The organism is Chitinophaga sp. GbtcB8 (genome assembly GCF_019091455.1).
Classification (GTDB): Bacteria; Bacteroidota; Bacteroidia; order Chitinophagales; family Chitinophagaceae; genus Chitinophaga.
Genome location: NZ_JAGXJN010000032.1, coordinates 40,524 through 57,987 on the forward strand (window position 1 = coordinate 40,524; position 17,464 = coordinate 57,987).

Annotated in this window: 15 protein-coding genes; 12 read left to right on the forward strand and 3 right to left on the reverse strand. The window is 47.8% G+C overall.

Annotated elements, in window-relative coordinates:
• Positions 1-5 precede the first annotated feature (5 nt).
• From KVT36_RS23480 to KVT36_RS23515, 8 genes are all read left to right on the forward strand, one after another.
• Positions 6-1,853 (forward strand): RagB/SusD family nutrient uptake outer membrane protein, encoded by a 1,848-nt coding sequence (locus KVT36_RS23480; protein ID WP_217605890.1) that lies wholly within the window; start codon positions 6-8, stop codon positions 1,851-1,853.
• Positions 1,854-1,895: 42 nt separating this feature from the next.
• Positions 1,896-2,303: a hypothetical protein gene (locus tag KVT36_RS23485; RefSeq protein ID WP_217605891.1), complete on the forward strand. Its 408-nt coding sequence runs from the start codon at positions 1,896-1,898 to the stop codon at positions 2,301-2,303.
• 22 nt (positions 2,304-2,325) lie between these two features.
• Entirely contained in the window at positions 2,326-3,315 is a 990-nt protein-coding gene (locus tag KVT36_RS23490) for a DUF4466 family protein (protein WP_217605892.1), read from the forward strand.
• A 210-nt stretch (positions 3,316-3,525) separates the two neighbouring features.
• The gene (locus tag KVT36_RS23495) at positions 3,526-4,734 is read left to right on the forward strand and encodes an alginate lyase family protein (RefSeq protein WP_217605893.1); all 1,209 of its coding nucleotides are present in this window, start codon (positions 3,526-3,528) and stop codon (positions 4,732-4,734) included.
• Positions 4,735-4,810: 76 nt separating this feature from the next.
• A complete protein-coding gene (locus tag KVT36_RS23500) occupies positions 4,811-6,763 on the forward strand; it encodes a heparinase II/III family protein (RefSeq protein ID WP_217605894.1) in 1,953 nt (650 codons plus the stop codon).
• A gap of 488 nt (positions 6,764-7,251) precedes the next feature.
• The gene (locus KVT36_RS23505; RefSeq protein ID WP_217605895.1) at positions 7,252-7,836 is read left to right on the forward strand and encodes a YceI family protein; all 585 of its coding nucleotides are present in this window, start codon (positions 7,252-7,254) and stop codon (positions 7,834-7,836) included.
• A gap of 32 nt (positions 7,837-7,868) precedes the next feature.
• Complete coding sequence (locus tag KVT36_RS23510) at positions 7,869-9,269, forward strand: hypothetical protein (protein WP_217605896.1); 1,401 nt, start codon at positions 7,869-7,871, stop codon at positions 9,267-9,269.
• A gap of 83 nt (positions 9,270-9,352) precedes the next feature.
• Positions 9,353-9,964 carry a YceI family protein gene (locus tag KVT36_RS23515; protein WP_217605897.1) on the forward strand — a complete coding sequence of 204 codons (612 nt, stop codon included), beginning with the start codon at positions 9,353-9,355 and terminating at the stop codon, positions 9,962-9,964.
• Positions 9,965-10,017: 53 nt separating this feature from the next.
• Here KVT36_RS23515 and KVT36_RS23520 read toward each other — a convergent pair whose 3' ends face one another.
• Both KVT36_RS23520 and KVT36_RS23525 read right to left on the reverse strand, forming a co-directional pair.
• Positions 10,018-11,310 (reverse strand): acetyl-CoA hydrolase/transferase family protein, encoded by a 1,293-nt coding sequence (locus KVT36_RS23520; RefSeq protein ID WP_217605898.1) that lies wholly within the window; start codon positions 11,308-11,310, stop codon positions 10,018-10,020.
• A 109-nt stretch (positions 11,311-11,419) separates the two neighbouring features.
• On the reverse strand, positions 11,420-11,821 hold the full coding sequence (locus KVT36_RS23525) for a hypothetical protein (protein ID WP_217605899.1): 402 nt from the start codon (positions 11,819-11,821) through the stop codon (positions 11,420-11,422).
• A 225-nt stretch (positions 11,822-12,046) separates the two neighbouring features.
• On the opposite strand from KVT36_RS23525, the gene KVT36_RS23530 reads away from it, so the two are divergent.
• A complete protein-coding gene (locus KVT36_RS23530) occupies positions 12,047-12,871 on the forward strand; it encodes a universal stress protein (RefSeq protein ID WP_217605900.1) in 825 nt (274 codons plus the stop codon).
• A 17-nt stretch (positions 12,872-12,888) separates the two neighbouring features.
• On the opposite strand, the gene KVT36_RS23535 is transcribed toward KVT36_RS23530, so the two are convergent.
• The gene (locus tag KVT36_RS23535; protein WP_217605901.1) at positions 12,889-15,360 is read right to left on the reverse strand and encodes a PAS domain S-box protein; all 2,472 of its coding nucleotides are present in this window, start codon (positions 15,358-15,360) and stop codon (positions 12,889-12,891) included.
• 270 nt (positions 15,361-15,630) lie between these two features.
• Between KVT36_RS23535 and KVT36_RS23540 the strand changes: the two genes are divergently transcribed.
• The 3 genes from KVT36_RS23540 (at position 15,631) to KVT36_RS23550 (ending at position 17,462) form a co-directional block, all read left to right on the forward strand.
• Positions 15,631-16,029 carry a VOC family protein gene (locus KVT36_RS23540; protein ID WP_217605902.1) on the forward strand — a complete coding sequence of 133 codons (399 nt, stop codon included), beginning with the start codon at positions 15,631-15,633 and terminating at the stop codon, positions 16,027-16,029.
• 216 nt (positions 16,030-16,245) lie between these two features.
• A complete protein-coding gene (locus tag KVT36_RS23545) occupies positions 16,246-16,767 on the forward strand; it encodes a hypothetical protein (protein WP_217605903.1) in 522 nt (173 codons plus the stop codon).
• Between the two features lie 119 nt (positions 16,768-16,886).
• The gene (locus tag KVT36_RS23550; RefSeq protein WP_217605904.1) at positions 16,887-17,462 is read left to right on the forward strand and encodes a C40 family peptidase; all 576 of its coding nucleotides are present in this window, start codon (positions 16,887-16,889) and stop codon (positions 17,460-17,462) included.
• The last annotated feature ends 2 nt before the right edge of the window (positions 17,463-17,464 follow it).

The window sequence follows — 17,464 nt, forward strand, 5'->3', positions numbered from 1 at the left end:
TAACTATGAAAACATCAATCATAAAAATATGCTGTATAACAGTGCTGGCCGGAATATCCGTTCTTAACAGCGGCTGTGTAAAAAACCTGCTGGACCAGGACCCGACCACTGAGCTTAATGAAGCTACTTTCTGGAAAACAGAAACCGATGCCACTATTGGTTTGATGGGCGCCTACGCAGATGTGCGGCCACTGTTTGACCGCGATTATTATTTCGATGGGCAATCGGAATACTTCCGTGTACGCAGCGCTACCAATAGCACTTCCAGCACGGATCTGCAAAAAGGAGCCGCCTACAATAATGCCGATTACAACCCCTCAGGCTATGGCGACAACTTCGATAACATGTACAAATACCTGTACGGTGGTGTGAACCGTACCAATTATGTAATAGAGAACGTAACCAAAATGCTGCCCGCTGCCAGCAGCACTTCCCTGCCGGAGCTGGAAAGAGTGATCGGAGAAGCCCGCCTGCTGCGCGCAATGGTGTACCTGCGCCTGATCTCTATGTGGGGCGATGTGCCTTATATAGGCCATGTTATCTTCAACAACAGCGAAGTGGCCGGCCTAACGCGCACGCCTATTGCACAGGTAAAAGATTCCATTCTTGCAGATCTTACTTACGCATATGAAAAGCTGCCGGAAAGAGCAGCAGAATTGGGTCGTGCCTCCAAACCCGCTGCGCTGGCCTTCCGGGGCAAAATGCAGCTTTACTGGGCATCCTGGAACCACTTTGGCTGGCCGGAGCTGGCTGGCTTCAAATCCAGTGAGGCCGATGCTATAACAGCCTACAATGCAGCTGCTGAAGATTTCAAAAAAGTGATCAATGATTATGGCCTTACACTTTTCCGCGGTGGCGAACCCGGTGTATGCGACCCGCCCGGCAAGGCTGATAACCTGCCCAATTATTATTACCTGTTTACACCCATCGCTAATGGCGATGCAGAAATGATCATGTCATTTACCCATGGCGGCACCGGCACCGGCCAGGGCGAGGAGCTGATGCGCGATGTAGCCGGCCGCTCCCATGAAGGATCACAGTGCTGGGTAACGCCCCGTTATGAAATAGCAGACCGTTACCAGTCAACCGTTACCGGTGATTTTGCTCCTAAGCTGATCCCCATGGATCCTACCGCACCCGGCGCCCGTACGGCACTTAATTCAGCGCTGAACCCGCAAAGTTATACGAACCGCGACTATCGTATGAAGTCGTCCATTATGTGGGATTATGAAGTAAGCGTGGGCATGATATCGCTTAAATCAACAGGCTGGGTGCCTTTCATCTTTAAAACATGGAACCAGCCCATAACCATTGATGGCAAGACCTATACCACCTATAACACTGATGGCTGTAACTCCGGTTACGTGCTGCGTAAGTTCCTGCGCAACTATGCAGGTCAGGGCCGCAGTGATGGCGATTATGCCTGGCCGGTAATGCGCCTGGCAGATGTGTACCTTATGTATGCAGAAGCTACCAATGCCGTGAATGGTCCGCAGGGCGATGCCATTGAGCTGGTGAACAGGATCCGCCACCGTGGCAACCTGCCGCCGCTGGCCGGCGACAAAACAGCCGGTAAAGACGCCTTTTTCAGCGCCATTGAGCAGGAACGTATTATAGAGCTGTTCGGTGAAGGGCACCGCTCTTTTGATCTGCGCCGCTGGAGGGCTATTGAAAGAGTATGGGGCCCTCCTTTTGGCAGTGGCGTATGGCGTATAGATACGCAGGGCGCACAGGTAACCCGCTATTTTCAAAACTCCTCTGAAAGGCTGTACCAGCAATGTTACATTTTCAGAATACCGCCGGCTGAGCGTGACCGCAATCCTAGCCTGACACAGAACACACCCTGGTTATAATAAAGTATAAACAATTTTTCCGCGATGTTAAATCATTATACAATGAAAAAATATTTCAGCATAGCAGGGTTGTTGCTGCTGGCAGCCTTTACCTGGATTGCCTGTACAAAAGAAAACCCGGTGGATGAAGACGGGCTGCTGATCACCACCCGCGCCGAATGTTATGTAAGCAACTTTGAGCTGCTGGGCACCGACTTCCAGACCGTATTAACCGGGGCACCGCAGATCGATACTACCGCCTGCACGGTAAAGGCAAAAGTATTTTTTGGTACAGATCTTTCAAACCTTTACCCGCAGTTCTCCCTGGTAACAGATGCCAAGCTGGATCCCAAGATCACAGGCAAGGTTAACTTTTCAGACCTGGACCATCCTAAACAATACACGGTAATATCCGGCAACCGTCAGGTAAGGAAAACCTATACCGTATACATTACCGTACAGCAACCGTAGTGCTCATTTTAAAACACGCAACATGCCAGTTAAACACTTAAAATATACATGGCTGCTACCTGCTTTCCTGCTGATGATGGCAGCCTGCAAGGATGATAAATACGCACTGCCCACCGCAAAGGACGGGCTGCATAATGATTGTATTAAACGTACCCTGGGCCCGAACCTGGTGGGGCAGCCAATTGAGTTTGCCTATGCAATGGCCATTTTACCCAGCCAGGGAAAAATTGTTTCCGCACAAGTGGAAGCCTCTATTGCCGGGGCGCCGCAAACCTGGCTGCAGAATAATTCTTTTTACACTAACGGCAGCGGTGACGATGTGGGCATCCAGGTAGCTGATCCCTCCGTGAATGAAGGCGCAGTAACAAAGGTGAGCTTCACTAAAGATACCAGCGCCGCCACCTTGCGGTATTACTATTATATACCGGAAGAAGTACGCGGCAAAACCGTGAGGTTTACGTTCAACTCCAAAAGCAGCAACGGTGAAACCGTGAGTTACGCAATGGGCCCTTATACCATTTCCAAAATGGATATGAAGCTGGACATACCGGTAAAAGATGCGGCCAACTGTTTTATTTCCATTGCAGACCTGGCAGCCTATAACAGCACAGATGCCGCTGCCAGCCCGGATAAGATAGACCTGGTATACCTTTACCGCTCCATACCCAATATATCTTTTAATCATTCCCTGGTATCGCCGGGTGCTGACAAACAATACCTGCCTGGTGTGGCGCTGCCGCCCAATGCCAATAGAAGCACCAGGATCAGCAAGGTGTGGAACCTGCAGGATTTTAATCTTGCACGCTTGAAATATGGTGTTTATATTGATGATCTGGATTTTGAAAAGCTGGATATTTCCAACGCACCCAATTACGCCATTAACATGAAGGAAGAAGCCGGTGCGTGGGTAGAAACTGCTGATGGTAAATACCGGGCTTATATTTTCATCAACAAGGTAAATAATGGCAGCAAAAGCGCTGTGATCAGCATAAAGCGGTATACGCTTAAATAGGAAACCATGGTAAAAATCACGAACGTTATGAAGCAATTTTTCAGGGTACTGCATCCGCTACAACGGCGGGTATGGAGTGGAATCTTATGCAGGGGTGAATGCTGTAGTAAAGCAGAACATTTACGCAGGTAACGGTAATGGTACAACGCAGGAAAAGATCAGTAGTGAAAAACAGATCCTCCTGCAATAAACACTAAAATTTCAACCGGAATGAAAACTAACTTACATAAAGCAGCGCTGGTATTAATGTTGATGACCATTGGTATAAGTAGCTACGCAGATACCCTGCCGCCGACCTTTTTACTAAAACCAGCCGTGCTAATGGCAGTAAAGGAAAAGGTACGGCAGCACGATCCTCAGCTGCAGCAGGCCCTGGCCGGCTGGCTGGCAGATGCGGACAAGGCATTACAAAAAGGACCTTATTCCGTTGTTTATAAGGAGAAAGTGCCGCCCAGCGGCAGCAAGCATGATTACATGAGTGTAGGCCCTTACTGGTGGCCGGATTCATCTAAACCCAACGGCTTACCTTACATCCGGAAAGATGGGCAGATAAACCCGGAACGTTACGCCATTAAGGATGATGAATACTTTAATGCATTATGTAAAGATGTGTTGTTACTGGGAACAGCCTGGTTTTATACCGGCAACGAAAAATATGCGGATCATGCAGCAAAGCTGCTGCGTACCTGGTTCACGGATACGGCTACACGCATGAACCCGCATTTGAACTATAGCCAGGCCATTCCAGGCATTACAGAAGGGCGGAATATCGGAATAATAGACACTCATAATACCGCCCTGTTAATTGATGGCATACAATTGCTGAAAAGCTCCCCTGCCCTCTCTGAAGCAGACTACCGCGGCATACAGGACTGGTACAAACAATTCCTGGACTGGATGCTGCATAGCCCTATAGGCAAGGATGAAGCAGACGAGCATAATAACCATGGCACCTGGTACGATGTACAGGCGGTATCCATTGCACTTTTTACAGAGCAACCTGCACTGGCGGAAAAAATACTGAAGGAGCAAACGGAAAAACGCATCGAAAGCCAGCTAAAACCAGATGGCAGCCAGCCCTTTGAGCTTGCACGCACCCTCTCCTGGAACTACTCGCTCATGAACCTGAAAGGTTTTTTTGAGCTGGCAATGCTGGCAGAGAATATACATATTGATCTTTGGAAGTATGAAAGCCCCGGCGGCAAAAGCCTGAAGAAGGCCTTTAGCTGGATGCTGCCCTATGCCGAAGGCAAAGGTGACTGGGCCTATAAACAAATAAAACCTGCAGATAAGAAGGGGTACCTGGAGCTGGCATGGGTAGCCGGGAAAAAATATACGGACATAGATCTTACACCGCTCTGGGAAAAATATACAGGGTTTAAAAACAATGAATTGCTGCTTACCGGCTGGAAATTGTGACCAGCCGGATGTATATTCATGCATTAATAGGACAGTGGGCAATACCTTATTTTTTAAGATCCTCAAATCAAAAAACATGAGAAAACTATTCCTGGCCCTCTGCATGCTGTACCTGATCCCGGTTGCATTACACGCGCAGCAGCACCTGTTAAGCGGCCGTTACACTGAAGCACAGTTAGCAAAAATAATAATACCACAAGCCAGCTGGTTACCTTTTCCAAAGCCGGATAACCGGGCCGCATGGGCCAAGGCAGATGCTGCTGCAGGCCAGGCCCTGATAAAAAGAGCGGAAGGATATTTAGGATTTGAATGGCCGGGCATACCGGCTGTAAAATCCCTGCTGATCGTGCGGAATGGCAACCGGAGCGAGTACCAGGATATTGCCAATAAAAAACGCGCTGCCCTGGGTACCCTGCTGCTGGCGGAAGTGTATGAAAATAAGGGCCGGTTTATGGATGATATTGTGAATGGCGTATGGTCCATTTGCGAAGAATCTTTCTGGGGTGCATCCGCACACCTGCCGCATACAAAAGAATATGCCGGGTTAATGGATGTATCGCAGCCCTTTGTGGAGCTCTTTTCTGCCGAAACAGCCACCCTGCTGGCCTGGGTGGATTATTTCCTGGGGGATAAGCTGGACGCCATTTCCCCGCAGCTGCGCAAAAGGATCTATTATGAAACCAATTACCGCATCTTTAAACCGCTTATGACCAAATATCATGGGTGGATGGGCACCAATGCCAACGGCAGGCGGCCCAATAACTGGAATCCCTGGATCTGTTCCAACTGGCTTAATTCCGTGCTGTTGCTGGAAAAAAATGATACGGCACGCCTGGCAGCCGTGCACAAGATCCTGGGTGTGCTGGATGCATTCCTGGATCCCTATCCTGCAGATGGCGGCTGTGATGAAGGCCCTGGCTACTGGGGTGCTGCAGCCGCCTCTTTGTACGATAATATTTCATTGCTGAACCTTGCCAGCAACAATGCATTCACCTATGTATACGCCGATCAAAAGATAAGGAACATGGGTGCATTCATTTACCGGGCCCAGATTAGTGAGCGTTACTTCCTGGATTTTGCAGATGCAGACCCCCAGCCCGGAATGGCTGGCACCATGATATACCGGTTTGGTAAAGACATCCAGGATCCTGACATGATGCATTTTGGCGCTTACTACCTGGATAGAAAAAGCAAAGGTGCATTGGGAAATTACCAGTTCTTCAGGAACCTGTTTGCCCTGTTTATGGAAGATGAATTTAACCATGCGGAAAAAGGCCTGCCGCTGCCCGCTGATTTCTGGTGGCCAGATCTGCAAGTAATGATAACCCGTGACCATGCAGGCAGTACCGCCGGTTATTTTGTAGCTGCCAAAGGTGGTAATAACGATGAAAGCCATAACCACAACGATGTAGGCAGCTATTTGGTGTATTATGACGGCTTACCCGTGCTGATAGATGTAGGCCGTGGCACCTACACCGCTAAAACTTTCAGCAGCAGAAGGTATGAGATCTGGTACAACCGTTCAGACTACCATAATATACCTACCGTTAACGGGCATACGCAGGAAGCCGGTCCCCGTTTCAAGGCGGAGCAGGTAAGCTATCATACCGGGAATGGCAGCAGCCGGCTGGCGCTGGATATTGCCGGGGCATACCCTAAGGAAGCCGGGATCAGTAAATGGAACAGGACCATACAGCTCAACAAAGGTAAACAGGTACAGGTGAGAGATGTTATACAGCTGCAAAAAGCAGACTCGCTCACCGAACACCTGATGACCTGTTATCCTGTAACCGTAAAGCAGCCCGGTATAATAGTGGTGCATGGCCGGGCAAAAGATGGCGGGGCAAAGGATTTTTATGTACGCTACCCTGCAAAGCTGCTGGAAGCCGCAGTGGAAAAAGTGCCCCTGTCAACAGAGGAAGACCAGGGCGTACAGCAGAAATGGGGCGATAGTATTTACAGGATCAATTTCAGGTCAACCGGTATAAGCGCAAAAAGCGACATTAATTTTGTGATCAGCGCAGATTAGTATTCAACAGCTTCAGATCTCTTTTAAAGCCAGGCAGCAATGCCTGGCTTGTTCTTTTAATAAAGCCTTATTCCTGATAACTGTCATCCCGTTTATTGACAACCATCATTCCTTAAACCACCTGCCATGTGTTCCTTTACATATGCTTTTAAAGCTACGATACACAGCGCAAAACCAGGAGACATTAATACAATTTTTGATGAAATGAAAAAGGGAGGATCGGAGGCCGCATGGTGCGGCAGATCTCACCCACATAAAAAATTGTGGGGATCGCATACAATCCACAATAATGGTTCCTAAATGCAACTTGACACAGCTGCCGCTTTTCAGCGGCGGCTTTTTTATTTCTGCAAATAACGGTAACGTACGTATGATATATGAGGTGATAATGATCACACATTCTTGTGTTAAGGATCAAGGTTCGTTATGATACAAGTCATTCCCTGCAACACACGCCTGCCCTACTTTGCATGCATAAACACAAGCACATGAAAACAGGTCCCTCACTTAGAAAGATCAAAACAGGCATATTACTTTTTTGCATGCAGCTGGTTGTAACCGCAGCAATAGCACAGGTAAATTATAATGCACCCGGCGTGCATACTGTTGTTAGCGGTACCTCTACCCTGCATGACTGGAAAATGGAATCCTCCCAGGGGGAATGTACCGCCACCTTTACGCTCGATGCTGCCGGGCAGCTGAACAGCTTAACAGCATTGCATTTTACCATGCCCGCCCAAAGCCTTAAAAGTGAACATAGCGGCATGGATAAAAATGCCTACAAAGCACTAAAAACAGATAAGGCGCCCACGCTTACCTACCAGCTTACCACTGCAACACTGACACCGGATGGCGCTGTTAAATGCATTGGAAAGCTCACGCTGGCAGGCGCTGTACAGGAAACAGAGCTGCTGGCCACTGCCAAAGTGAATGCAGATAAAAGCATTACGGTAAAAGGCAGCAAAAAGATCAGCATGAAAACTTTTAACATAGACCCTCCCTCCTTTATGATGGGTACTGTTAAAACAGGCAACGACGTAACCGTGAGCTTTGAGCTCACACTAAAAAAATAAAAACATCATCACCCTGCTAAAACCTTTACTGTATGAAAACGTTTATTCACAACCCGATCCTTTACGGCCTGCTCTTATTACTGTTACCGGTAGCACTAAAAGCACAGCTGCAGCCAAAGATCGCCAACATGCGCAGCTATGATCAGCAAGGCATTAATATTTTTGAGGATCCGAAAGATACCGCTGCCACCTTTGATGGATTGAAGCTGAAATTTGGCGCGGGTTTTACTCAACAGTTCCAGAACCTGAAACATAAAAATCCCGATGCATTAAAAAATGATGTAGGCTCCTATTCCAGCGGTGAGATCATACCTGGTAATAAATTAAAGGTGATCACCGCCGGCTTCCAGACCGCACAGGCTAACCTGTACCTGGATGTACAGCTGGCAGATGGGATCCGCCTGAATGTAACCACCTACCTATCCTCCAAACACCACAATGAAAGCTGGGTAAAAGGCGGGTTTATACAATTTGATAAGCTGCCATTTAAAGGTCAGATCTGGAACGATATTATGAAAGTGACCACTATTAAGATCGGGCATTTTGAAGTGAACTACGGCGATGAACACTTTCGCCGGACCGATGGCGGCCATGCCCTGTATAACCCCTTTATGGAAGGTTATATCATGGATGCTTTTGCAACAGAGATCGGTGGTGAAATATATGTAAAGAAGAATGGCCTGTTTGGTATGATCGGCGTTACCAACGGCATGATCAAAGGAAATGTGGATTCTTTGTATGCTGCACAAAACCCGGATGGCGACCGTCATAAATCACCCAGCCTTTTACTGAAAGCCGGTTTTGACAGACAGCTAACAGACGATATCCGTTTGCGTATAAGCGGCTCTTATTACGGTAACCAGAGCAGCGGCAGCAATACCTTATATGGTGGCGACCGTTCCGGCTCTAACTACCAGTACATCATGGAGCTGAACTCCGCCAATCCCAGCAGCGCCACCGGCGCAGGTACGCCCCTGGCCTTTTCCGGCCGTTTTAACCCCGGGTTCAACAAAAAGGTGAATGCATTTATGTTCAATGGTTTTGTAAAAGCACGCGGCCTGGAGCTGTTTGGCACCTATGAAACCGCATCCGGCAGAACAGCCCGTGAAACCAGCACCCGCAATGCCAGCCAGTATGCAGTGGATGCAGTGTACCGGTTCTTTAAAGCAGAAAATGTATTCCTGGGTGTACGGTATAACGCTGTGCGTGCAACGCTGGCTAACAATGCCACAGGCACCGGTGCAGGCGCTATTAAATACGATGGTAATGTTTCCGTGGACCGTTTGGCATTTGCAGGCGGATGGTTCCTTACCAGGAATATAATGCTGAAAGGCGAATATGTTATTCAGCAGTACAAAGATTTCCCCGTTGCCGATTACCGTGCAGGCGGCAAATTTAACGGTTATGTAATTGAAGCCACGGTAGGCTTCTGAGCACCTGGTTGTAAAACAAAAGAAGGTCAGGATGCTGCTGCATGCTGACCTTCTTTATTATTCCCTGTTTAAATTTTTTTGCTATGATCATCCAACACCTTTCCTTAGCCCTGCTTACCTGCCTGGCAACTATGCAGCCGCTGCATGAAGCTGCCAATGCCCCGGAAAAATGGGTAATAATAAAGGGATGTACCCTGCGGGTGAACGGCAGCACCAACATGAATAAGTTCAGCTGCAGCATCCGGGATTATACTAATCCCGATACACTTACCATTCAAAGGAGCTGTGGTAAAAATGCCATGGTAGCCCTTTCAGGGTCTATTGGATTGCCGGTAGCTGATTTTAACTGCCTGAGCAATGTTATGACCAATGACCTGCGCAAAACATTAAAGGTTAAAGAGCATCCCCGCCTGACCATCACATTTGTTTCCCTGAAGCAGTACCCGGCGCTTAGCTCCCGGCAGGAAACAATCTGCGGTACAGTGAACATTGAGCTGGCCGGCGTTCCAAAAACATTTGAGATCAATTACCACATATTTCGGGATGAGCAGCAGGTGATCCACCTCACCGGCAACCAGCAGATTAAGTTCACGGATTTCAATCTTACCCCGCCACGTAAGCTGGGCGGCATGATACGGGCAAACGATTTGCTGGAAGTGGAATTTAATTTGTACCTGAAGATAACATACAATTAAAAAAGGGAACTGCTGTTAAAGCAATTCCCTTGTACTCCTGGAGTATCTACCCGTTATAATTTACCAAAGCGTTCAAAATACGCCTTCTCAAGACTTTCCCTGTGATCAGGATGCGCAATACTGATAAGCAGCTTAGCCCGTTGCTCCATATTTTTTCCATACAGGTTCACCACCCCATATTCCGTTACCACATAATGCACATGCCCGCGCGTAGTTACCACACCAGCTCCTTCTTTCAGGCAGGGCACAATACGGGAAATACCTTTTTTTGTGGTGGAAGGCAGCGCTATAATAGGCTTTCCTCCTTCTGACAGGGCAGCGCCCCGCATAAAATCCATTTGCCCGCCTATGCCGGAATATTGATAAGTACCAATTGAATCCGCGCACACCTGGCCGGTAAAATCAATTTCAATGGCGCTGTTAATGGCTACTACTTTCGGGTTCCGGCGGATCACATCACTATCATTTACAAACGCAACATCCATGCAGCTTACGTAAGGATTATTATCTACAAAATCATAGACCTTGCGGGTGCCCAGTATAAAGCTGCTGACTATTTTCCCTTTCCGTACCTCTTTATGCTCATTGGTGATCACACCCTTCTCCACCAGCGGTACTACGCCATCGGAAAACATTTCGGTATGCAGGCCCAGGCCTTTATGGTGTACCAGCTGTTCCAGCACAGCATCCGGTATACCGCCAATGCCCAGCTGCAGCGTGGAGCCGTCTTCAATAAGGCCGGCTACATATTTACTGATCTCCCTGGTAACGCTGTCTATTTTTTCCGTATAGCTTATTTCCGGCAGCGGCGCTGCTTTCCATACCATAGCGGAGAAACGTGAATGGTGAATGACCCCGTCTCCCAGTACCCTTGGCATCAGCGGGTTTACCTGTGCAATTACTTTTTTGGCGCTGCGTACCGCACTTAATGCCGCATCCACAGAGGTACCCAGGGTACAATACCCATGCTGATCAGGCGGGGATACCTGCACCAGCGCCACATCTATAGGCAATGCACCTTTTTCAAACAAGCGGGGTATCTCGCTTAAAAACACCGGTACATAATCACCGCTGCTGGTATTTGCCCAGCCTCTTACGTTGGCGGATACGAAAAGGGAATTGAGGTAAAAGCTTTTAAGCACCTCCGGCCGGTTCCAGTTAATATGCCCATAGGTGCTTATGGATACCAGCTCTATATCATGCAGCTCGCCAGCCCGGTCCAGTAAAGAATTTACAAGCTCCAGCGGCGTAGCGGCGCTGCCGTGAACAAATACCCGGTCGCCGCTTTTGATGAGGGATAGCGCGCTGTCTACTGTTTGGTATGAACTATTAATTACTTCCTGCATATGGTTCATTTTATGATGCAAAGCTACCTATTAACCAACCCGCCTGCAATGACAGCAATTATACCGGCGCCTGACCAAGATCATAGTTGCATACAGTACCTGCAGAAATTTAATCTTCCTGCTCCGGCGGCTGGTGGCCCGGCGAAATAGAAATGCAGGATGCCCTGCCCTCTTCATTTTGTAGCCGCAGGCTCCACTTATCCGTATCCGTAGTTTGGATCCAGATATTACCGGAACGGCGGAAAACCTGCGCACTAACACCCAGTATATCCAGGATCTCGTTTTCCAGCTCGCCGGCGCTCCTTTGCGGGCTTATGTCAATGGCTGTATAAACACGGCCGGTATTTATTTTTCCCGGTAAATAGTTAGCCTGCAGCTTGTCTTTCGATGAAGCTCCCTGGTTGCCGGTTTGAATGCGCTTATAAAATTCCAGCTTCAGGTAGGGGTACATATCCCTGAAGTCTTTTTGTATCTCACCCAGTGTGCTGCTCTGGTTCACATATAGTTTCATAATACAAGATTTAGGTGGTGTTACCTGGTCGCAACGGATGGTAATGCCGCCGCTTTGTAAAAATATGTGAACGGCCGCCTGTATTAAATGACGGCAGGCAACGGCGCTGCTGATCCTGGTCAGGAGATTATCTGTATATGTATACCATGGTAACAATCATGTATGCGGCTGACGGTTGTCATTGAACACCTGCCCTAAGCGGTATAGTTTTGAAAAAAAAGCACTATGGAAAAGATAATACTCATGCTGGCTGGTGAGCAGCCAACAGATCATGTGCTGAGCTTCTTTCACTATCTCTCCGGTTTAGGCCGCTACCGGTTTCATGTACTGTTCTTTCAGCCTGCCAGGTATGCAGAAAAACCTGCCCTGAAAAAGGCCCTGGGCTTCCCATATGTGGAAAGCATTGTAGCCGGCGACCTCCCGGAATATGTTAGCAAAAGACAGGAGATTGAAGATAATATGAGTGATTTTATAAACACCTGTAATAAAAAGGGGTTAATTGTTTCTGCCCGCTACCTCGAAGGGCCTTTAATGGAATCGCTCATAGAAGAAAGCCGTTTTGCAGACCTTATGATTACAGATGCTGCAATAGGAGCTACCAAACAGGTACCCGGTACATTATTGAAACAGCTGCTCATGTCCGCTAAATGCCCGGTGATCATTGCGCCTGCATTAAGATCAACTATTTCGGAGATTGTTTTTTGTTATGATGGCAGTAACGCTGCCTTATTTGCCATGAAACAGTTCACTTACCTGTTGCCCGAGCTCAATGAAGCCAGGGGAACTGTAGTACAGGTAAAAAATGATGGCTTGCCTGTTGATGAAAAAGGGATGATCGCTTCTTGGTTAAGCAATCACTATGCATATTCAGATGTGGTTACATTAAAAGGGGAACCGGGTAATGAGCTCTTTACCTACCTGCTTAAAAAGCGGCATGCGCTGGTGGTAATGGGAGCTTATGGCAGAAGCTTACTTTCCAACTTCCTGCAGCATAGCCAGGCCGATCTTTTTATTCAGTCGCTTACCTACCCTATTTTTATTACACACTAACGGTAAGGGGTATATGCTTACTTCAGCTGCCTGCCTACCAGGTGTGCAATGGTACTGATCAGCGTTGACGGCTCAAATGGTTTGGAGATATAATCATTCATGCCAGCCTTTATACACTTTTCGTTCTCCCCTTTTATGGCGTTAGCTGTTAAGGCAATTACCGGTATATCCCGGCTAATATTGGCGCGGATAAATGCGGTTGCTTCCAGCCCGTCCATAACCGGCATCTGCATATCCATCAGCACTACATCAAAAGGTTGTTTTGCCATGGCATCCAGGGCCTCCTTCCCGTTATTAACCGCGGTGACCACCAGGCCGTGTTTTTCCAGGATCCTGCAGGCGATCAGCTGGTTAATTTCATTGTCTTCCGCCAGCAGCACCCGGCAGTCTTTCAGTATAGAGCTGTCTATGCTCTGTTTTTCCTTTACCGGGATGTTTTTTTCTTTACCTATATCAAAAGGTATGCGCAGCACAACGCTGGTGCCTGCACCCGGTTTGCTCTGAAGCTGAATGGTACCGCCCATCATTTCTACCAGCTGTTTGCTGATAGCCATTCCCAGTCCGGTACCGCCGTATTTGCGGGCAGTGGTCTTATCGCCCTGGGTAAAGTTCTGGAAAATGTTCTTCAGCGTTGCCTCATCCATCCCTATGCCGGTATCTGTTACCGTAATAACAGCCGTTAGCTGGCTGCCCCGCCAGCTCAGGGTATTGAAGGTTATTTGCACGCCGCCCTTTTCAGTAAACTTTATGGAATTGCTGAGCAGGTTCAGTAACACCTGCTTCAGCCGGAAAGGATCGCCCATGATCACGGGCCATGGACCGGCCTCTATTTTCGTGGATAACAGCAGCCCTTTTTCCTGCGCCCGCAATGTCATTAACGCTATTGCCTGTTCAACCAGCTCTGCCGGGCGGAAACCAATGTTTTCCAGCTGCAGCATGCCTGCTTCTATTTTGGAAATATCCAGTATATCGTTAATGATCACCAGCAGGTGTTCGGATGCCTTGTTAATATTATCCAGGAAAAGGGATTGCTCCTGATCCAGGCTGGTTTCACCCAGCTGCCGGCTCATACCCAGGATGGCGCTGATAGGGGTACGTATTTCATGGCTCATATTTGCCAGGAAGGTTTCTTTGGCATGCGCCGATTCTTCTGCGGCCTGCCGGGCTTCCATTAAAGCCAGCTCCAGCTGTTTGTGGCTGGTAATATCCAGGTGTATGCCAATGGAGCCTACCAGCTCATTTGCATCATTATAACGCGGCGCACCGCTTACCAGCCACCATTTCAGCTGCCCTTTCTTATTACGCACTGCCAGCTCATAAGCGTCTGATATGCCCTGGGCGCGCAGCGCCTGCTTTTCCCTGGTAAAGCCGTCATTCTCCTTGCCCCTGAATAACATAGAAGCATTCTTATTCATCAGCTCATCCGGGGTATAACCCGACATTTCACAAAAGCTCTGGTTAGCATACAGGATGTTCTCCTCAAGGTCTACCTCTGTCAGCCCCAGGTTCATATTGGCAATGATGTTCCGGTACTTTTCTTCCTGCAGCCTTATAATATTTTCCGATTGCCTGCGCTTGGTAATGTCATTGTATTTCCACAGGTGCCCTTTGTGTTCATTGTCAAGGAATACCGGGATATAGCCCCTTTCCAATATGCGCCCGTCGGCCATTTCCAGCTCTTCGTCGGTTACCTGCTGCCGGTTTTCCAGGATCTCCGCTACCCGGTTCAGGAACAGCCCCGGGTTTTTGAATAAGTGTTTGGACTGTTCAACCGTCTGGCTGCAATCCAGCCCTATAAGCGCTTCCGGCGGCAACGGTATGGAAAGCAGATCACAGAACTGCTGGTTGGCCATAACGATCCTGCGGGCCTCATCTTCCACCAGCACACCACTGTGCAGGCTGGCCAGCAGGTTAGATAAGCGGTTGGCTGTGGTACGCAGCTCTGCCTGTATATTCTTGAGCGCATCTATATCCGTTATAGCGCCTACTACTTTAAGCACCTGGCCCTCACTGTTCCTTTTTATTACGCCGCCCCGGTTCAGGATCCACTTAATACTGCCATCTGCACAGTGCATACGGTATTCAACGGAATGTTTGCTGATGAGGCCCTGCTTATATTTGCGGAAGGTATCTACTGCAATATGCAGGTCCTCTTCATAAATTTCTCTCCACCATTCCTCATTCTCTTTATCAACATACTCCAGCCGCCGTAGTTTTAAGACAGAGTTATTTACCTGCGCAAATACCATTTTACGCTGTTCAAAATCATATTCCCATACATTATCCTCAATGGTTTGCAGGGCCAGCCGCATGCGCTGTTCAGACGCGGTGATGCTAACGGCATCGCCGGACAGCACCCGGTCCTTTTCATAGGATTCATAGGACTCATTCACCGCTTCCAGGAAACGCAGGAATGCCGGTTGTTCCAGTAGCGCTGCATCCGGCAGGTATTTTTTTAATTGTTCTTCCAATAATTTATTAAAGCTCATAGGATCAGCTAAATTTCATCCGCAGCCTGCATGCTGTATTGAGTAAGAAAGGTAAAAGTTTATTGTACTGTCAGTATATACGAAAAGCCTGTCAAATAGATCTTATTCATGAACGTTATAGCGGCAGTAAATGACCTGCCTGCTCTGCTGTACTATTGCCCCGTAGCCTAAAGGTAGGCTATCCGGGTAAATTACCAACTTATCCGGCAGGTATTTAGTAGTTTTAATTTATGCTAATAACAGCAAGCTCCATTATAAAACCAGCATCATATGAAGGCAAATGAATTAAGGATCATCCTGACAGTAGACAACCTGGAAGAGATCATAAAATTTTACCGGGATTCTCTGGGTTTAACAACCTCTAAAGAATGGCATGAGCAAACAGGCAATGGCATTATCCTGGATGCAGGCAGGGCGTCCCTGGAGCTGATAGATAGCCGCCATGCTGCTACCATAGATGAAATTGAAGTAGGCGAACGGGTAGCCGGGCCTGTCCGGCTTGCCTTTAAAGTTGGCAATGCAATAGACACGGCCGGAGAAAAATTAGCGGCAGCCGGCGCTATCAAAATTGCCGCCGTTAAACAAGCTCCCTGGAGCAAGGTGCAGCGCATGCAGGACCCATCGGGCATGCAGTTCACTTTGTTTGAAACATCTACCTTGGCAGAATAGTGCAGTATAAACGGACTTGTATTGGGTGCAAAATGGAAACCCTGTATATTGGACGCCATTGGTAAAAGGCCTCGTGAAATTTAACGCTGCGTTTATCCATAACCGTCACATAAAACCGGATCTCTCCCCGGAGCACAGGCCCTGTGCCCGTACCTGCCAAATTCAAAATCCAGAAATAAATATTGTATACTTGCGCGAAATCAAAAGACATTGAACATGAAAAAAACGATTGCCAGTTTGTTGGTCTTATGCTGGTCATTTTTGTTAACCGCCTGTAATACAGCCACCCCGGAAAACTATTTTGACAGGGCTGTGCTAAACACCAATCTTTTTAATGATTTTGCCACTGAGCAGTTTACAAATATGCTGGTGGCCTATACGGTAAAACATGAAGGAGTGCAACAAAACGTTACCGCTGCCCAGGTGGTTGAAACTAAGGTCCTGAGTATTGAAAAAGCGCTGAAGGATGTAAAAGCATTACAGGAAACGGATGAAACCAAAGAAATGCTGCAAACTTCCATTGCCCTGCATGAATATGTGCTGCCTGTTTACAAGAATGAGTATAAAGCGCTGGCAAAACTTTGCGACGATGGCGCTGCTAAAGAAGATATTGCAGCAAAAGGACAGGAAATAAGCAGCAAATACGCCCAACAGTTTGATGCGCTGTCAGAAAAGCTGACCAGCCTTGGTAAGGTTTATGCAAAGGCGCATAACATCAATGTAACCTGGGGACGTTAGAAAGTTTGTATAATATATAATTACAGGAAGCCGGGGATTGATCTCCGGCTTCCGCGTTTTCCGGATGCAGCGGGGGGAAATATTATATATTAATATTATATTTTTTACTAATTTCAAGTATGCGTGAAACCCTTGTCCTATGCCTGTTACTGACAGCGCTGCTGTCCTGTGGGCAGCCGGCTGACGAAGAGCATGTGAATACCCTTGCCTGGATCGTTAATGATATTGATTCCGGTGTTGTACAGCCAAACAGGACCGGCTCTACGGTATTTATACAGGAAAAGGGTATTAATACCAGTGGTACTAACCCGGCAACACTCATCGCATTCTCTAAAACACTGAAAGGTATTCCTTATAAATATGCCTCTTCCGATCCGGCAGCAGGGTTCGATTGTTCCGGGTTCATTACCTATGTTTTTAATCATTTTGGTATAGCCGTTCCCAGAAGCTCCGCAGATTTCAGTGACCAGGGCATACCTGTTACGCTGGACCTCTCAAAACCCGGTGACCTGATCCTTTTTACAGGCACGGATAGTGCCATCAGAACGGTGGGGCATATGGGGATCATTACCTATACAGGCGATAGCATTGTTTTCATACATTCTACTTCCGGGAAAGCTGCAGGCGTAACAGAAACAACGCTCAGCCCTTATTATATGGAGCGGTTTATAAAAGTGATCCGGGTGTTTGAATAAGG